Origin of the sequence: Halorubrum sp. Boch-26 (genome assembly GCF_029889805.1) — an archaeon.
Lineage (GTDB): Archaea > Halobacteriota > Halobacteria > Halobacteriales > Haloferacaceae > Halorubrum.
This window is the reverse complement of sequence record NZ_JARANT010000058.1, coordinates 1-16,823: the sequence shown is the minus strand read 5'-3', so window position 1 is coordinate 16,823 and position 16,823 is coordinate 1. Positions and strand designations below refer to the sequence as shown.

The window sequence follows — 16,823 nt, the reverse complement described above, 5'->3', positions numbered from 1 at the left end:
CGGAGGCGAAGGCGGCGCCCCCCGCCGGCGGGGCCGCGACGCCCGAGCTCGCGCTGGCGGCGGACCCCGCGGCCGCCGTCGACGCGGCCGACCGGATCGGCTACCCCGTGGCCGCGAAGGTGTCGTCGCCCGCGGTCGCTCACAAGAGCGAGTGGGGTGACGGCGCGGGCGTCGCGGTCGGACTGACGGGACCCGACGCCGTCCGAGAAGCGGCCGAGCGGATCGACGACGCGGCCGCCGCCGCCGGTATCGAGGCCTCGGTGCTCGTCGAGTCGATGGCCGACCTCGACGCGGGGACCGAGGTGATCGTCGGGGGGACGAACGACCCCTCGTTCGGTCCGACGACCCTCGTCGGGCTCGGCGGGACGTTCACCGAGGTGTACGGGGACGTGACACACCGGATCGCGCCGGTCACTCATCGCGAGGCCCGCGACGCCGTAACGTCGCTCACTGCCGCGCCGCTGCTCACCGGACACCGGGGTCGCCCGCCCGCCGACCTCGACGCGCTCGTCGACGTCGTCCGGACCGTCGGGGACCTGCTCGACGCGTCGCCGGAGATCGCGGAGATCGACCTGAATCCGGTCTTGGCGACGCCGGACGGGGCGACCGCGCTCGACGGGCTCGTGGTGCTCGCCGATCCCGATGGTGCAAGCGGGGACACCGCCGCCGCCGACACCGCCGCCGCCGATGCCGACGCCGACGCCGGCGCCGACGACCGCGGGGGTGAGCGCCGATGACGTACGCCCGCGAGTGGACGGTCCGATTCTCGGACAGCGACCCGTTCGGCATCGCACACTACCCCCGCATCGTCGACGCGTTCCAGGAGACCGCGGACATGTACATGGAGTCGATCGGCCACCCGTTCTGGGCGATACAGACGGAGTTCGGGGTCGGCCTACCCGTCGCGTCGATGGACGTCGACTTCGAGCGTCCCGTCGAGAGCGGGGACGTCGTCGAGTTCTCGCTGACGACCGACGTGGGGACCACGAGCGTCACGTTCGAGTACGAGGGCGCGGTCGACGGCGAGCGCCGGTTCACCGGGACCGAGCAACGCGTCTGTGTCGGCGTCGAGGACGGTCGGCCCACGCCGGTCCCCGATCCCCTCCGAGAGGCGCTGACGGCATGACGCCGACCGAGACGGCGATTTTCGCCTCGTGTCCGCGTCGTGACCGCTCTCTGCGCCCCGACGTCGACGGGTGAGTCCGCACGATGGTCCGGACCGTCGTCACGGCGGTGAAGGCTCCGCGGATCGCCGTCCCCCTCGCCGCCCTCGCCGGCGCCGCCGCCGTCGCGGCGATCGGCGGTGACGGCGGCGCGGTGGCGGGGATCGCCGCCGGGAGCATCGTCCTGTGGGTGCTTACACCCGTCTCTCCCGCGTTCACCGGTATCCTCGCGATCGGGGCCCTCGCGGCGGCGCTCTCGCCGTCCGCCGCGCTCGTCGGGTTCCAGTCGTCGGCGACGTGGCTCATCGGCTTCGGGCTGCTCATGGGGATCGCGACCCGGCGGAGCGGGCTGGCAGACGAGGCGGGGCGCGTGCTGACACGCGTCGCCGTTCCCCCTGCGGAACGGTTCGATGCTCGCGCGATCTATCTGCGGCTCCTCGTGACGCTCTCGCTCGGCTCGCACGCGCTCGCGCTGCTCATCCCCTCCTCGCTCGTCCGGGTGCTGCTGCTCGCGCCGATCCTCACGGAGATCGGGTCGCGATTCGACTCGCGACGCGCTCGCGTCGGCGTGTACCTCGGACCGCTGTTCGCGACGTTCTACGGATCATCCGGGATCCTGACCGCTGACTTACCGAACATCATCATCTCGGGGCTCGGAGAGTCGGTCGCCGGTCACTCGATCGCTTGGACCGAGTGGCTGGTCCACATGTACCCTGTGATGGGGCTCACGCGGGTGTGCGTCGTCGTCGCGGTCGTGTACGCCATGTTCCGCCCGGAACCGAACACCGGAGTCGACCCCTCGGTCGCCGAGGAGACGGGGTCTTCCCGTCCGCGCTCTGCCGAAAACTCAGCGGGATCGCCGGATCGAGCGCCCGGCCGGATGCTCGCGTTCCTCCTCGTCGGCGTCGGGATCTGGCTTACCGACTTCCTCCACGGGCTCGATCCGGTCGTCGGGGCGATCGCCGTGGTCGCGTTCGCGTTCTTCCCGGGCGTCGGCGTCGCCCGGTTCGAGGAGGTCGGGGAGGAGTTCGACGTGTCGATCCTCTTTTTCATCGCGGCCGTGCTCGCGATCGGCGACGGGCTGGCGGCGACCGGGCTCGCCGAACGGGCGGCGACGACGTTACTCGGGACGGTCCCCGCCGACGCCCCCCTCGCCGTCGCGCTCGCGCTGGTGTTCGTGACCACCGTTGCGCTCGCGTTCGCCATGGAGGGATTGGCCGTCGCCAGCGTGCTGACGCCGGTGGTGATCACCTACGCGGAGTCGGTCGGGGTCCCGCTCACGCCGGTGTTGATGATCGAGGCGCTGGGCCTGAGCAACTACTTCTTCCCGTACCAGTCGGCGGTGTTAATCGCTATCCTCGCGGAGGGCGACGTCGAGACGGGCGAACTGATCCGAACGACCGCCGCCTGTACGCTCGCGACGGTCGCGGTGCTGTTGCCGATCCACCTCGGCTGGATGACGGTTCTGTACTAGGGACCGATCGCGTTCCCGTCGGGTCGTATCGAGCCCAAACCCTTTTGTCGTGGTACGTGAACTCATAGACACCTGCATGAGCGATACAAATACGGACGCACCGGTGCTTATCGCCGGGGCCGGTCCCGTGGGGATGACGACGGCGCTCGCGCTACACGCTCGCGGCGTCGACGCAACGATTCTCGAAGCAGAGTCGGAAGACCGGGATCGATCCGGAAGCCGCGCGATCTACGTCCACGGATCGACGCTCCGAACCCTCGAACGGGTCCATCCCGGGCTCGGAAAACGACTCGTCGACGACGGAGTCGTCTGGCCCACGCGACACACGCGCTGGCGGGGCAAACAGGTGTTCCGGCGCACGTACGACTCGCCGGGCGGGGACGGCGAGATCCCGCACTTCACGAGCATTCCACAGGAGTGGACGGAAGAGTACATGCACGAGGCCCTCGACGAGGCCGGTATCGAGATCCGCTGGGACTCGGCGGTCGAGACCGTCGAGACCGACGCCGACGGCGTTCGCGTCGAGACCGACGACGGCCGCGAGTTCGAAGCGGAGTACCTCGTCGGTGCCGACGGCGGAGGCTCCACGGTCCGGAATGAGATCGGCGCGGAGTTCGAGGGGTCCCAGTCGGAGAACTCCTTTATCATCGCCGACGTGGACGAAGTCGAGGAGGACCCGTACCCGTGCGAGCGCCTCTTCCACTACGACGATCCGGCCGCCGACGGCCGGAACGTGATGCTCGTCCCCTTCACCGGCGGGTGGCGGCTCGACATTCAGTGTCTTCCGGACGACGACCCCGAGGAGCTCGCCTCGGACGAGCAGATGCGCGAGTTCGTCTCGGCGGTGATGGGGGAACGGTACGCCGACAACGTCACTTGGGTGTCCAGCTACAAGTTCCTCCAAGTGATGGCGGACACGTTCGTCGACGACGACCGGCGCGCCCTGCTCGCGGGCGAGGCGGCCCACTTGCTCGCCCCGTTCGGCGCTCGCGGGATGAACTCCGGGATCGCCGACGCCGACGAAGCGGCATCGGCGATCGCCGTCGCGCTGGGCGCGCGGACCGAGGCGGTCGCTCACGACGAGGTCGAACTGTACGCCGCCCGCCGCGAGAAGGCGGCCGAGTACAACCGCGACGCGGCCGGACAGGCGCTCGAATACCTCCAAGGCGATCATCCCGTCCCCGTGCTGCGCAAGGAGGCCGCCGCGTCGCTCGCGGACAGCTTCGAGGTCGCGGGCGAGTACCTCGACGACGCGCCGTACGGCCCCCACGGGACGCCGCCGATCGTCTCCACCGGGAACTACTGACCCGGTCGCATCGCGGTCCTTCCGACCCCGACTGCAGAGTCGGAGAGTCCCCCGGCGGCGGGTGTTACTCCGAGAGAAATGGGAACGATTTACATGCGTCGCGGCGGTACGTCCAACCGAACATGGTGTTTCAAGGCGATCTCGAAGACGCCGCCGCATCGCACGACGATTTGCCGGACGCCGACGAGGTGTACGACCCTGACGACGAGATCCCCCTCGAAGCGGTCTTCGACGACGCGTTCGTCCGCGAGTACACGTCCTTCGAGACGTTCGACGATCTCGTCGCCGCGAGCCCGGCGGACGCCGACGAAGCGGCCGCTCTCGACTACGTCGGCGACGGCGAGTGGGACGAGTTCGTCGCGACAGAAACTGAGTTCGAGGACGAAGAGGCGTTCGTGATGGCCGGTCGCGACAACTGGGTCGCAAACCGCCTCGGCCTCGAGTGAGTCTCGGTCGGTTTTCCGCTGCCCTATGCCACCGAGTGGCGACACCGATCGATCCGATTCTCACCGCATTTGTTCGCCGTCAGAGAACAAAGGATCACGATCCATCGTGATATCGCCGCCGCCATAAACGCCTACAGTCGGCGAGTGGCGGTCGTCGCTATATAAAGCTTCACACACGTAAGAATGTAATGAGCGCGATACTTAGTATCACGTATTAGTCACTAACCGTTCTCTATTGAGAAACAATTTGTGATCACCGTTCACACGGGTGGCGAACTCACTCGTCGCTCCCGTCTCGAGAGCGTCGGTACGCGTCGGCTTCCGCCCGAGCGAACTCCGTGCTCAGTTCCGCGTAGTGTTCGTGGACGCGCCCGATCTGCGCGCGCTGATCGTCGGTCAGCGGTCTTGTTTCGGCCGGCGTTCCGTACGCTAAGTGTCCCTCCGGCACGGTCGTCCCGCTCGGAACGACCGCGTTCGCGGCGACGAGGCAGTTCGGTTCCACGGTTGCACCGCGGAGGACGGACGACTGCATGCCGACGAGGACGTCGTCCGCGACGGTGGCGAAGTCGACGACCGCACCGTGGCCGACCGAGACGCGGTCACCGATCTCCGCCCCGTGGAGCGTCGTGAACTCCTGGACGTTGGTCTCCTCGCCGACAAGAACGGGTGCGCGGTCGCCCCGGAGCGAGACGAGCGGCCACACGCTGGCGCCCGGGGCCACGCGTACCTCCCCCGAGAGCACCGCGGTCTCGGAGACGTACGCGTCGTCGTGGACGGTCGGATCGGACCCGTCGAAGGGAATGTGCATGGCGTCTGCTCACACCGACGGGATAAATGTGTGCTGGCCGACGCCGCCGGCTCAGCGGTACGTGAGGTTCAGTTCGAGGTCGTTGACCACCGTGAGCAACCGATCCGCGTACTCCTCGTGACACCGCGTTTCGGTCAGCCGGTTCGCCGCGCCCGCGATCGAGAGCGCGCCCTGTACTTCCCCTTGGTGAGCGATGGGCGCCCCGATGGCGTGAATCCCGTCGAGGTCCTCCTCGAGGTTCAGTGCGTACCCCCGCTTTCTGGTCCGTTCGAGCTCCTCCAGCAGCTCGTCGATATCGGTGATCGTCCGGTCAGTCCGGGCCGGCAGTCCATGTTTGTCGACGATCTCTCGCACGCGATCCTCGGAGTACTGTGAGAGAATCGCCTTCCCACCGGAGTTGAGGTGGAGGTGCGTCCACGTGCCGACCAGCGAGTCCACGTTGATGTCGAGGGAGCCGCCGTCACCGAACAGGTACATCGCCATCCCGTTCTCCTCGAGGATGAGCCACACCATCTCTCCGGTCTCCGCCGCGAGTTCGCGCACCCGCGGCTTCGCCTTGTGGAACACGTCGTACCCGTTTCGCACGAACGACCCGTACTCGAACAGTCCGAGCCCGAGCCGGTACTCGTCGCCGCGTTTGACGACGCACCGCTGGTCCGCGAGGGTGGCGAGGTGCTTGTGGACGGCGCTCTTCGAGAGCTCGAGCTCGTTCGCGATCTCCGTGACGCCAGCGCCGCCGCGGTCCTGTAGCACCTGGATAACTGAAAACGTCGTCTCGACCGCCCCGACCGTTTGCGAGTCTGTCTCATTCATACGCTGATCCTCGGTGGCTATCCTAAAAAAGATCGTGTTCGTCGAGAGCGAACGGAGCCGATCCCCGTACTACGCGCTCCCGTCAGAACGGGTACTCGCGCGGCTCGTGCTGGATCGAGATCCACTTGTTTTCGGTGACCTCACGGAGGAACTCGTCGGTGTTGTACCCGCCCATCCCGGACGCACCGGTGCCGCTGAACGGCACGTGTGCCTCGTCGTTGATCGGCTGATCGCCGATGTGGACCATCCCCGTTTCCATGCGGTTTGCGATGTCCTTCGCGGTCCCGAGGTCCCCGGCGTGGACCGACCCGGAGAGGCCGTACTCGGTGTCGTTGGCGACCGCGACCGCCTCGTCGACGTCGGAGACCCGGATGACCGGCGCGACGGGACCGAAGTGCTCGTTACACGCCGCCGCCATGTCGTTGGTCACGTCGGAGAGGACCGTGGGCTCGACGACGAGCGAGTCGTCGACGCCGTCGAGGTCGACCGTCCCGCCGCCCGTTTCGAGTGTCGCGCCGGCTTCGACCGTCTCCTCGACGTACGAAAGCATCTCGTCGCGCTGCGTCTCGTCGATGATCGGTCCGAGGTGGACCTCGTCGTGGGCGCTCCCGGCGACCAGTTCTTCGGCGCGCTCCGTCAGCAGCGACACGTACTCGTCGTAGACGTCCTCGTGGACGACGTGTCGGTTGATCGAGATACACACCTGTCCCTGGTGGATGAACGACCCGAAGACGGCGCTGTCGACCGCGCGCTCGACGTCGGCGTCGCCGGTGACGACGTGGGCGTTGTTGCCGCCGAGCTCCATCGCCGGCGTGGCGAGGTTTTCCGCGGCCGCGGCCGCCACCCGACGGCCGACCTCCGTCGACCCCGTGAACGCGACGACGTCGCTCTCGGAGTGTCCTGCGACGCGGTCGCCGATCTCGGAGCCGTGACCGGTGACGACGTTCAACACGCCGTCGGGGAGGCCCGCCTCCTCGAACAGCTTCGCGAACAGGAGCCCGCCGCTGATCGGCGTGTTCGTCGCCGGCTTCAACACGACCGCGTTCCCCGCGGCGATAGCGGGGAACACGGCGCGCGCCGAGAGGTTGAGTGGGAAGTTCCACGGCGAGATTACGGTCACGACGCCTTTCGGTTCCCGCTGAACGAGATTCTCCTTCCCGGGGATGTTCGAGGCGATGTGGTCGCCCTTCATCCGACGGGGGATCGTCGCCGCCTCGCCGGCTTGGTCCATCGCGAGGTGGTGAGACGTATGGCCGTACCCGGCGGTCCCCCCGGCCTCGTGTGACATCAGCTCGATAATCGCTTCTTCGGCCGCGTCGAGCGCTTGGAGCGCGTTCTGTACGATCTCCTCGCGCGCCGCCGGCGGAGTCGCGGCCCACTCGTCGCTCGCCGCGGCGGCCGCCTCGTACGCGGCGTCCACGTCGGCCTCGGTCGCCGCGGGCACTTCGGTGAACGACTCCCGCGTCGAAGGGTCCTCGACACCGATCGTCTCGCCGTCCGTCGCGTCGACCCACGATCCGTCGATGTACAGGCTGTTCCAGTCGGCGTCGGGTGAAATTTCTGCTGGCATCGTCGTCTCGACGTTTCGGCTGCTACCCATATAGGTGTGTGGTAACGGTTGGGACACTAGGTGCCACCGGGGTCGGCTCCCCCGTACGACCGGTCCGCTCCGCGGATCTATCCTCGACGGGCCGTCCGCTCGCGTCGGAGATCTGTTCGCTCGCGTCGGGGACCTGTTCGCTCGCGCTCGCGGCCTACTCGTCGGCGAGTTCGACTAGGGCGCCGACCGCGTCGGAACCGCGTTCGGGCGCCTGAAACGTCGGGATTCCGACGGCCTCCATCTGCAGCCGCTCCGTCTCGAAGCTCTCCGGCCCGGCGACGATGAAACAGATCGGCTTGTCGAGATCCTCGGCGAGCGCCTCCAACTCCTCGACGGGATAGCCCAGCGAGCGCTCGTATATCTCGTACACGACCACCACGTCCACGGCCTCGTCGCGTGCCACGGCGTCGATCACCTCCCCGAACTCGGGGAGCGGCCGACCGGTATCGACCGGATTCTCCGTGTAGGTGATCCCCTGTAACGCCTCGGCTATCTGCTCGGCCGTTTCCGCGTCGAGATCGGGGAAGTTCGCGCCGCGCTCGCGGAGCGAGTCTGCCACGATGATCCCCGGACCGGCCTGCGCCGTGACGAGTCCGACGTTCGAGCCCTCCGGCGTCGGGGTCGACGCGATCGCCCGTGCGCCGTCGATGAGCTCCGTCACGGTGTCGACGAAGACGACGCCTTCGCCGGCGAGCGCGTCCTCGTAGGCCCCTCGGTCCTGCATCGGCGCGCCCGTATGCGAGCCGACGAAGTCGCGGAACTCCTCGCTGCCGGCCTTCAGCACGACGATCGGGGTCTCGCACTCGCGGAACGCCGCTATCGCGTCGTCGATGTCTTCGGTGCCCTCGATGTGGACCGCGATCGCCTCGGTGTGCGGATCCTCGTCGAGCACGGGAATCAACTCGGCGAAATCGACGTTCGCGCGGTTCCCGAGTCCGAACATCGACGAGACGCCGTACTCCTCGCGGTCGAGCTGGAACGCTCCCGTGACGCCGATACCGCCGCTCTGGGCGAGGAGGGCGACGTTACCGGTCTCGATATCTCGGATCTCCGGGACGAAGGAGCCGTACAGGTCGAGGTGAGGGATGCAGTAGCCCGCGGTGTTCGGCCCGAGGATCGTCATGTCGTACTCCTCGCCGAGCGCCGCGATCTCCGCCTCGCGCTCGCGGCCCGCCTCGTCGACCTCGGCGAATCCGCCGGCGAAGATCACCGCGGCACCGACGCCCGCCTCGCCGCACTCTTCGATGACCTCCGGGACGACCGGACTCGGCACGCAGCAGAGCGCGAGGTCAGCGTCGGTCTCAGTCACCGAGTCGACGAACTCGTACCCGTAGACGCTGCCCGAACTGGACGGGTTGACCGGATAAATGGCTCCGTCGTACGACCGGATGTTGGTCATCGCATCGTTGCCGAGCTTGCCGGCGGTCTTCGACGCGCCGACGACGGCGATCCCGTCGGGGTCGAACAAGTCAGTAACTCCCATGGAACTGTTACGATCGAACAGTATGAAGAGCATTCCGGAAGCCACAGGCCCCCGCCTCGGTCTCGTCGGACGCCGGTCAGAGCGGAAGCGAACATCATAGACGCCGCTGCGAGAGAGACAAGGGCTGAGCGAGAACCGGGAGAGAAACCGGTTCGGAAATAGTCATAAAATCTTATCATTTCACAGAAGTACCATTTAGTTGAATATTATATGGCAGGCCCGAAGCCACTGACGAGTGACCCGGATCGCTCGCCTTCGCGTGGGGCCGCTGTCGCCGGTTGCGACTCGTCGGCTGCGTCTCGACGGGTGCGATTCGGCGGCGAGTCCGTTGTCACGTTCCTCTGACCGCGCGTCACGACCGTCGACTGCGGTGGGGTACTGCTCACCTCCACGGATACGACCGAAACGGATAGAGAAGCGTTTAAATCGGATACCGAGAGCGATGCTCAAAAAGAGAGAGAGATGTCTCCGTCTGAAACGGGTCCCGTTCGGAGAGACGGCCCCAACGGATTTCTCGGCCGAATTACCGTTCAATCCGCTTATAACGCCTCTTCCAGCCGAAACGTGATCTCCGTACTGCTCGAGGCGATTGCGGTATCTCGCCGGTGGCGCTGATCGTTGGTCCGGGGTACACCGCGATCGGCCGCAACGTGATCCGAACCCTGTTCGTCAGGCAGCCGTGCTCCGATCTCTGGTCCCGACTGCGGAAGCGATCTCGTCGCTGACGACGATATGTGTGATATAGCAACTGTATTTAAATATGATAATATGGGTCCGAGACCGAAACCCAACGCCCCGGTCACTGTTGTCCTCGCCGTCGTGTCACGACGATCGGCACGAAGCGACCACCGCCGGTGACACGGATCTCGCGGTCATACATCGGTTACACGTCGCCTCCCTTCACCGATCCCGGTCGACACAGCGTGCCATCTGCTGGATTCGCTTCCCACCGATCAGCGTCGGTCGGCGTCGCACTCCGGCGGCTCCCGCGGGTCGCGACCGGCGCTGCCGTCGCCTTCCTGACACCGGTGTCGCCGTCGGGGTGCGCCTCCGGGAACGCGTGACGAGTGCCTCCGGGAACGCGTGACGAGTGCCTCCGGGGGCGCGTGAGCGAGCGCCGCCGTCGCCTCGGTCCCGAAAGGCGTCGAGCGCGAGACGGTCGGCTTCCGGAGACGGACGAAGATCCCCCGTCACACGACGGACCACCTCGTCGCAGCCGATGTCGACGCGTTCGTTTTCACAATTTTTATGCGCCGGTTACCGCAGGATTTACTCGGTCATGTCAACGAACCAGCCCTCCACGGTCCTCACGTCACGGCAGCAGATCGCCGTCGTCGTGGTGGCCGCGGCGGTGGTCGGCGCCGTGCTCGCGCCCAGCGTGTACGCGTCGACCAACGACCCGGACGATACCGTCGCCGTCGTCGAAATCGAAGGACCCGTGAACACGGCCCTCGCCGACGATGTCGAGAGCGAACTCGCGGACATCCGCGCCAACGGCTCCGTCGGCGCGGTCGTCCTCAAGATAGACACTCCGGGCGGCGCCCCCGTCGCCTCCGAGCGGATGTACAAGGCGGTCCAACGGACGAGCGAGCAGATGACCGTGATCGCCAGCGTGCAGTCGATCAGCGCCTCCGGCGGCTACTACGCCATGGCGCCCGCGGACGAGATATACGTGCTCCCGACCTCGACGGTCGGCAGTATCGGCCTGAACGCGCGCGCACCGCAGACGACCTCGCCGGTTCAGGGTCCGAGCGGCCCGGATAAGGCCGGGAGCAACGAGATTCAGTCGTGGGCCAAGCAGCAGACGCTCGCCGACACGTTCATCGACGCGATGATGGCCGAGCGCGGCGACGAGTTCCGGATGCCGCGCGAGGAGGTCGCGAAGGCCAACGTGTACCTCGGCACGGAGGCGGTCCAGAACGGCTTCGCCGACGAGATCGGATCGCTCAACGAGGCGATCCACGCCGCCGCGACGGCGGAGAGCCTCGGCGAGTACCGGGTCGACACCCGGGAGACCGGACCCGACACCGGCTTCCCGATCCTGCTGCGTACCGACACCCAAGTCGTCGCGGTTCACGCCAACGACCCCGGCTACGGCGACGTCGAGCCGATGGGGCTCACGTACGTCCACCTCGAAGCCGTCCCGCACGTCGACACCGTCGAGCGCTTCTCCGAGAGCGACCTCGACGCCGACCGCGGCGGGTCGCCGGCCGGCGCGACGGGCAACGACACGGCGCGGCTCTCCGGGGGTGTCGACGCGTGAGTCAGCTCCGAACGCTCGCGGCCGTCTTCGTCGTGACGGTGGCGGCGATCACCGGCGGCGCGGCGCTCACGGGGTACGCGACCGCCGACGGCGCCGCCCCCGCGCCCGAGATCCAGAACGACCACTACCTCGACGAGGACCTGGTCGCGAACGGGACGCCGGGCCAGGCCACCGTCGAGATGGAGGCCGCGACGCGGTCCCAGACGGTGCTCGTCGACCCCGGCGTCGAGCCGCAGGGTGCGGCGCCCGTGAGTCCGCTCGCGCTGCTCGGACTCGGTAGTCCGAGCGTCGCTGACCGCGATATCAGGCCGCTGGCGAACGCACTCATCCAGAACGGCCACGACGTCGGCGTCTACGTGCCGGACCCCGACCAGCAGCGCCGCCCCGCCGCGCCCGGCGGTGAGCAGGGACCGACCCAGCTCGGCGAGCGGCTCGCCGGGGCCGACGCGTTCGTGACGTTCCGGACCGACTACGACGAGGCGCAGCTCGACGAGATCGAGTCGTTCGTCGACTCCGGCGGCCACGTGATCGTGGCGACGGAGCCCGGCGCGGCGTTCGACCAGCCGGGAGCGGCCGCGCTCGACGCGACGCTCGGCGTGACGACCGAGCCCGGCTACGTGTACAACATGGAAGAGAACGACCTGAACTACCAGCGCGTGTACGCGGAGCCCGCCGGCGACTCCGACGCCGCCTTGACCGAAGGCGTCGACCGCGCCGTCCTGCCGTCTGCGACGCCGGTCGGAACGACCGACGCCGGCAGCGACGTGCTCCGCCCGATCGAGGGGAGCGAACTGTCGACGACGCGCGCGTCCGCCGAAGCGCCGCTGCTCGTCCGGAGCGACGGGGTGGTGATGGTGGGCGACAGCGACTTCCTCTCGCCGGAGAACGCCGCGCGCGCCGACAACGACGCGCTGATCGGCAACCTCGCCGACTTCCTCGTGACGAACGACCGGACGCCGCCCGGCCCCGGTGGGCAACAGGCGCCCACCGGACCGACCGGACCGACCGGGCCCGACCAGCCGCCCGCGGAGCCGTCGGAGAACGAGACGGCCGGCTGAGCCGCGTTCCTCCCGAACCCGTCGCCGACGCTTTTATCAGTCCCAGTTCCGTCGCACCGGCGTCTCGCTCGCGTTCACGTTCGCCAGCAGCCACGCCGCGGCGTCGTCGAGCGCGTCGTCGTCCGTCGCGGTCACCTTCAGGCGGTTGTGGTCGGCCTCGCGGTCGGGATAACAGCCGACGACGACGTCGAACCGGTCCATCGCGTCCTCTAACGCGGGCACGATGTTGGACTCGGGCTCCACCGTGTAGAGGAACCGCGACCGCCGGTCGCCGGCGAACTCGTCGGCGACGGTCGCGAAGACGGCCTTCAGCTCGTCCGGGATCCCCGGCAGCACGTACACGCCCTCGATGACGCAGCCGGGGGCGAGCCCCGCCTCGGTCACGAGCGGGCGGCTCCCCTCGGGGACCGCCGCCTCCGCGGCCACGTCCACGTCGAACTCGCGGTCGGGGACGCGCTCGCGGATCGCGGCCAGCCGGCGCTCGACCGACTCGCGAGTGAGGTCCGTGGCGACCATCTCGCGGTCGAACGCGTCCGCGACCGCCTCCATCGTCACGTCGTCCGGCGTGCTGCCGATCCCGCCCGTGACGATCACGGCGTCGAACGTCCCGGCGTACTCCCGGACGTGCTCCGCGATCGCCGTCTGGTCGTCGGGAACGGAGAGGATCCGGGCCACGACGACGCCGCGGTCGCTCAACTCGGCGGCGAGCCAGTTCGCGTTCGTGTTCACCGTGTCGCCCGAGAGCAGTTCGTCGCCGACCGTGATCAACGCGGCCTCCATCGGAGGCCCCTTGGACCGGCCGACGGATGTACGTTTCCCGCCGCGTCCCGAGCACGCTTCCCGCCGCGTCCCGAGCACGCTTCCCGCCGCGTCCCGATCGACCCACCTGCGAGCGCGAGAGCCTCCGGCGTCTCGGGAGCGCTATTGAGCCCTCGGGACCGTTCCCGTCGCCCCGATACCCCTCATATAAGCGTTTACGAGGGCGACCCGCCAGGGATGCGGTATGGCAACGACTACCGACGGGCCCGACGAGTCCCGGACGGCCATCGACGGCGCGCGGGAAGCGATCCGGGTCGAGCGGCGCCGCACCGTCGACGAGCGCGAGGCGTTCCGGGCGTTCCGCGGCCGGGTCGAGTCGATCCCGACGGAGACGGTCACGCCGGTCGGATCGCCCGCGACGGCGGGGCTGGGTGACCACGCGGGCCCTTCGGGGACCGCCGGCAACTCCGACGTACCGGCCGCCGCCGGTGCCGCGGCCGGCGCGGGGGTCGGCGGTCCCGGCACGCCGCCCGGCTCGGGCCTCGTCGCCGTCAGGGACGCGTACGCCGAGACGGTGATGTCGGTCCCCCACTACGAAGACGAGTACGACGACACATACGAGCGCAGCGTCGCCGCGGAGTTCGGCCCCGAGCTGGCGTACGCGCTCACCCGGACCGCGGGATTCCACCCCGAGTACGAGCGGGCCTTACTCGACGAGGTCGACGCCGCGATGGAGGAACGCGAGCAACTGATAGAGCGGCTCCGAATCGAGACGGAGTCGCTCGATCGGGCGGGATCGCGACTCGCGGCGGTCCGGCGCGAGATCGCGTCGCTCGACGCGGCGGTTCCGGAGGGCGGCTTCGGCGCGCTCGACGCGTGTCGCGCTCGCGCCGGCGTCCTCGTGGAGGACTGCGACCGGATCGCCGCGCGCCGCCAGCGCGTGATCGCGGAGCACGCCCGCGAGCTCCGGCTCGACGACGCCGCGGTCGACCTCCCGACGTACCTCTATCAGGACCGCTCCGCGACGTATCCGGTCCTCGCGGCGGTCGGATCGGTCGGGAGCAGGCTCGACGATCTCACGCGTCGGATCGAGCGCGCGATGGCCCGGACCGAGTGAGGTCCGGCCCCCCGGAGAAGCCGAGGCGGTCGCCGGTCGGAGCGGTCAGTCCGTCGGCGTCGCCGCCTCGCTCTCCAACCCTGAGCCGCTCGGGGGGCGGAGGACGAGCGCCGCCAGCCCGGCGGCGATCGCGAGGCCGCCGCCGAGCGCGAACGTCGGGACCCAGCCGAACGCCGCGACGAGGTAGCCGGTGACCGTGCCGGCGAAGACGCCGCCGCCGACCTTCGCGGTGTAGAGGACCGCGTAGTTGCCCGAGGAGTTCCGGGCACCGTAGTAGTCGGCGATCACCGACGGGAAGTAGACGAAGAGCGGCGAGGAGAAGAACATCGCCGCCATCACCAGCGCGACGAACGCGATCCCGGCCTCGGCCCGACCGGCGCCGATCAGCGCGAGCCGGAAGACGCCGGCGAGCACGAACGAGGCGGCCATCACTTTCTTGCGGTCGAAGCGATCGGAGGCCTCCCCGAGGATCATCCGCGACACGCCGGCGGCGACGGGGAGCAGGGTCGCCGCCGCGGTCGCGACGACCGCCGCCAGCCCGAACTGCTCGGCGAACCGCACGACGTTGGCGATGACGATCAGGTCCGCGCCCGCCATCGCGACGAACATCGCGTACAGCAGCCAGAACTGCCACGTCGAGAGCATCTCGCGGGTCGTATAGGCGCGCCCGCGGAGCGAGGCCGCGAGCCCCTCGTCGCCGTCGTCGTCCTCTCGGTCCGCCAGCCCGAGCCAGTCTTCCGGCGGGTCTCGGAGGAGGTACGCCCCTACGAGGGTGACGACGAGGATGGCGATCCCGACGTTCCGGAGCACGTCGCCGTACTCCGCCACGGTCGCGTTCGCCCGCACGTACGGCACCACGAGAGCGCTCCCGCCCGCGAACGCCATCGTGCCGATTCCCGTCGTCAGTCCCGTGCGGTCCGGGAACCACTTGACCGCGGTGTTCACCGCGACCGTGTACACGACCCCCACGCCGATCGCGCCGAGCGAGTACAGCAGGTACAGCTGCCAGACGGTCGTCGCGTACGCCAGCCCGATGTACCCGCCCCCGGCCAGAAGCGCCGCGAGGAAGGTGAGCGCCCCGGGCCCGCGGCTGTCGCGCCACTTGCCCGCGGGAAACTGAGAGAGCGACTGGAAGACGACGTAAAACGAGAACACCGCGCCGAGCGCCGGTAGCGCGATGTCGAGGCTCGCGGCGAGCGGCTGCTCGATCGACGACCAGACGTACTGATAGGGGCTTACGGCGGCCATCATCCCCGCGGCGGCGACGATCTGCCACCAGCGAGAGAAGCCGAGGATCGACGCCGCCCGGCCGGCGTAGTCGACGCCGCCGTCCGCCTCGTCGATCGCAGGGTCGTCGCCGACCGGATCACCCCCGCCGGCGGCGGAGCCGCCGCCGTTCTCGTCACCCATCGTTGCCGTCCGTCGACCGCGTGGTGGTGTTCGGTGTCATGTCGTGCCTCGGGTCGCGGCGCGCGGTGCGTCCGACGCGCCGCTCGCGTGCGTGTCGGTACTGTTCACACTCACCGGTTAAAACGCGTCGTTGGGGACGCGCTTGCCTCTTCGACCCGGGATCGGACCGGACCCGGTATCGGGGAGACGCAGAGCGCGCCGGAGTCCGCGGCGTTGGACCGCACCGCCGGCGGGATCGGCCCGCCGCCGGACAGCCTCGCGAGCCTGTTTCCGTCACGACGGCGATACCCGTCCGGTCTCGGAGGAGCGGAGGCCAATCTACAGGTACCTCAACCGCGTCGACGCCGTGGTCGTCTGTAAAATAAAACGGGATAGATCGGTAGAGTATCAACTCGAACTGCCAATCACTCACGGATAAATAATGATAATCGTCTATACTGTCGAAAATTGTTAAGAGGAGCCTGCTCCAAGGGATACACGAACATAACCGGCGCCCGCAACCGGGCGAATCCGGCATCACCCACCATGTCCGCTGACACCGACACCGCCGATATCACGTCCACCGACGCCACCGCCGCACCGGAATCGAGCGCGACCACTCGCGGGTCCGTCTTCGAGCGCGTGCTCGTCGTCACCCGGGACGACGAGGCCGGCCGCGCCGCGGTCGACGCGGGGCTCGACATCGCCGCTGCCCACGGCGCGACCGTCGACGCGCTGTACGTCGTCGACACCAGCGAACACTGGGACATGGTCGTGGAGCGCCGCGAGCGCACCGGCGAGGCGCTCGTCGAGGACGTCGCGGCTCGCGGCGAGGCGAGCGGCGTCGACGTCGAGAAGCGGTTCCGGTACGGCTCGCCGCACCGGGAAGTGCTCGACTTCGCAGACGCTCACGACGCCGACCTGATCGTGGTCGGCTCCGCGCGCCGGACCGGACTCGACCGGCTCGTTCGCCCCGAGACGCTTCCGACGCGAGTTCAGCGCGGCGCCTCCGCGCCCGTGATGGTCGTCGGCGCCGACGACTGACCCCGTTCCCCCTCTTCGGCTCCCCGTCGGCGGCCCCAAAAACGCCACACAGGAACCGAAAGACGACCGGAAATGTTGTTTGTTTTTTATGTTGTGTGTG

Annotated in this window: 15 protein-coding genes; 9 read left to right on the top strand and 6 right to left on the bottom strand. The window is 68.6% G+C overall.

The features are described 5' to 3' along the window. The 5 genes from OQF71_RS09545 to OQF71_RS09525 all read left to right on the top strand — a co-directional run. Positions 1-737: acetate--CoA ligase family protein (locus tag OQF71_RS09545; protein WP_280587307.1), on the top strand; the 737-nt coding region annotated here is incomplete at its 5' end. After that, positions 734-1,126, top strand: a complete 393-nt coding sequence (locus OQF71_RS09540) for a thioesterase family protein (protein WP_280587306.1) — start codon at positions 734-736, stop codon at positions 1,124-1,126. The genes OQF71_RS09545 and OQF71_RS09540, both read left to right, overlap by 4 nt. 83 nt (positions 1,127-1,209) lie before the next feature. Continuing rightward, positions 1,210-2,637 carry an SLC13 family permease gene (locus tag OQF71_RS09535; protein ID WP_280587305.1) on the top strand — a complete coding sequence of 476 codons (1,428 nt, stop codon included), beginning with the start codon at positions 1,210-1,212 and terminating at the stop codon, positions 2,635-2,637. A 76-nt stretch (positions 2,638-2,713) separates the two neighbouring features. Then, on the top strand, positions 2,714-3,943 hold the full coding sequence (locus OQF71_RS09530) for an FAD-dependent monooxygenase (RefSeq protein WP_280587304.1): 1,230 nt from the start codon (positions 2,714-2,716) through the stop codon (positions 3,941-3,943). 122 nt (positions 3,944-4,065) lie between these two features. Beyond that, positions 4,066-4,389: a hypothetical protein gene (locus OQF71_RS09525; RefSeq protein WP_280587303.1), complete on the top strand. Its 324-nt coding sequence runs from the start codon at positions 4,066-4,068 to the stop codon at positions 4,387-4,389. A gap of 277 nt (positions 4,390-4,666) precedes the next feature. Here OQF71_RS09525 and OQF71_RS09520 read toward each other — a convergent pair whose 3' ends face one another. The 4 genes from OQF71_RS09520 to OQF71_RS09505 all read right to left on the bottom strand — a co-directional run bounded on the left by OQF71_RS09520 (position 4,667) and on the right by OQF71_RS09505 (position 9,093). Next, positions 4,667-5,197 carry a gamma carbonic anhydrase family protein gene (locus tag OQF71_RS09520; RefSeq protein WP_280587301.1) on the bottom strand — a complete coding sequence of 177 codons (531 nt, stop codon included), beginning with the start codon at positions 5,195-5,197 and terminating at the stop codon, positions 4,667-4,669. A gap of 51 nt (positions 5,198-5,248) precedes the next feature. Beyond that, complete coding sequence (locus OQF71_RS09515; RefSeq protein WP_280587300.1) at positions 5,249-6,010, bottom strand: IclR family transcriptional regulator; 762 nt, start codon at positions 6,008-6,010, stop codon at positions 5,249-5,251. Between the two features lie 82 nt (positions 6,011-6,092). Then, positions 6,093-7,580, bottom strand: coding sequence for an aldehyde dehydrogenase family protein (locus tag OQF71_RS09510; protein ID WP_280587299.1), 1,488 nt, complete (start codon positions 7,578-7,580; stop codon positions 6,093-6,095). Positions 7,581-7,764: 184 nt separating this feature from the next. Further along, a complete protein-coding gene (locus OQF71_RS09505) occupies positions 7,765-9,093 on the bottom strand; it encodes a CoA-binding protein (RefSeq protein WP_280587298.1) in 1,329 nt (442 codons plus the stop codon). 1,279 nt (positions 9,094-10,372) lie between these two features. On the opposite strand from OQF71_RS09505, the gene OQF71_RS09500 reads away from it, so the two are divergent. Continuing rightward, a complete protein-coding gene (locus tag OQF71_RS09500) occupies positions 10,373-11,356 on the top strand; it encodes a S49 family peptidase (protein WP_280587297.1) in 984 nt (327 codons plus the stop codon). Continuing rightward, on the top strand, positions 11,353-12,414 hold the full coding sequence (locus tag OQF71_RS09495) for a DUF4350 domain-containing protein (RefSeq protein ID WP_280587296.1): 1,062 nt from the start codon (positions 11,353-11,355) through the stop codon (positions 12,412-12,414). The genes OQF71_RS09500 and OQF71_RS09495 overlap by 4 nt, the downstream gene beginning before the upstream one ends. Positions 12,415-12,450: 36 nt before the next feature. Here OQF71_RS09495 and OQF71_RS09490 read toward each other — a convergent pair whose 3' ends face one another. After that, positions 12,451-13,194, bottom strand: coding sequence for a competence/damage-inducible protein A (locus OQF71_RS09490; protein WP_280587295.1), 744 nt, complete (start codon positions 13,192-13,194; stop codon positions 12,451-12,453). A gap of 223 nt (positions 13,195-13,417) precedes the next feature. On the opposite strand from OQF71_RS09490, the gene OQF71_RS09485 reads away from it, so the two are divergent. After that, a complete protein-coding gene (locus OQF71_RS09485) occupies positions 13,418-14,290 on the top strand; it encodes a hypothetical protein (RefSeq protein ID WP_280587293.1) in 873 nt (290 codons plus the stop codon). A gap of 45 nt (positions 14,291-14,335) precedes the next feature. On the opposite strand, the gene OQF71_RS09480 is transcribed toward OQF71_RS09485, so the two are convergent. Continuing rightward, complete coding sequence (locus OQF71_RS09480; RefSeq protein ID WP_280587291.1) at positions 14,336-15,700, bottom strand: MFS transporter; 1,365 nt, start codon at positions 15,698-15,700, stop codon at positions 14,336-14,338. A 525-nt stretch (positions 15,701-16,225) separates the two neighbouring features. Between OQF71_RS09480 and OQF71_RS09475 the strand changes: the two genes are divergently transcribed. Continuing rightward, positions 16,226-16,723, top strand: a complete 498-nt coding sequence (locus OQF71_RS09475) for a universal stress protein (RefSeq protein WP_280587289.1) — start codon at positions 16,226-16,228, stop codon at positions 16,721-16,723. Positions 16,724-16,823: the final 100 nt, after the last annotated feature.

Excerpts from the sequence above, each read along its gene's own strand:
- OQF71_RS09480 (WP_280587291.1), bottom strand. The coding sequence starts at position 15,700 with ATGGGTGACGAGAACGGCGGCGGCTCCGCCGCCGGCGGGGGTGATCCG.
- OQF71_RS09525 (WP_280587303.1), top strand. The coding sequence starts at position 4,066 with ATGGTGTTTCAAGGCGATCTCGAAGACGCCGCCGCATCGCACGACGAT.
- OQF71_RS09475 (WP_280587289.1), top strand. The coding sequence starts at position 16,226 with ATGTCCGCTGACACCGACACCGCCGATATCACGTCCACCGACGCCACC.
- OQF71_RS09530 (WP_280587304.1), top strand. The coding sequence starts at position 2,714 with ATGAGCGATACAAATACGGACGCACCGGTGCTTATCGCCGGGGCCGGT.
- OQF71_RS09510 (WP_280587299.1), bottom strand. The coding sequence starts at position 7,580 with ATGCCAGCAGAAATTTCACCCGACGCCGACTGGAACAGCCTGTACATC.
- OQF71_RS09520 (WP_280587301.1), bottom strand. The coding sequence starts at position 5,197 with ATGCACATTCCCTTCGACGGGTCCGATCCGACCGTCCACGACGACGCG.
- OQF71_RS09515 (WP_280587300.1), bottom strand. The coding sequence starts at position 6,010 with ATGAATGAGACAGACTCGCAAACGGTCGGGGCGGTCGAGACGACGTTT.
- OQF71_RS09485 (WP_280587293.1), top strand. The coding sequence starts at position 13,418 with ATGGCAACGACTACCGACGGGCCCGACGAGTCCCGGACGGCCATCGAC.
- OQF71_RS09535 (WP_280587305.1), top strand. The coding sequence starts at position 1,210 with ATGGTCCGGACCGTCGTCACGGCGGTGAAGGCTCCGCGGATCGCCGTC.
- OQF71_RS09500 (WP_280587297.1), top strand. The coding sequence starts at position 10,373 with ATGTCAACGAACCAGCCCTCCACGGTCCTCACGTCACGGCAGCAGATC.
- OQF71_RS09540 (WP_280587306.1), top strand. The coding sequence starts at position 734 with ATGACGTACGCCCGCGAGTGGACGGTCCGATTCTCGGACAGCGACCCG.
- OQF71_RS09505 (WP_280587298.1), bottom strand. The coding sequence starts at position 9,093 with ATGGGAGTTACTGACTTGTTCGACCCCGACGGGATCGCCGTCGTCGGC.
- OQF71_RS09490 (WP_280587295.1), bottom strand. The coding sequence starts at position 13,194 with ATGGAGGCCGCGTTGATCACGGTCGGCGACGAACTGCTCTCGGGCGAC.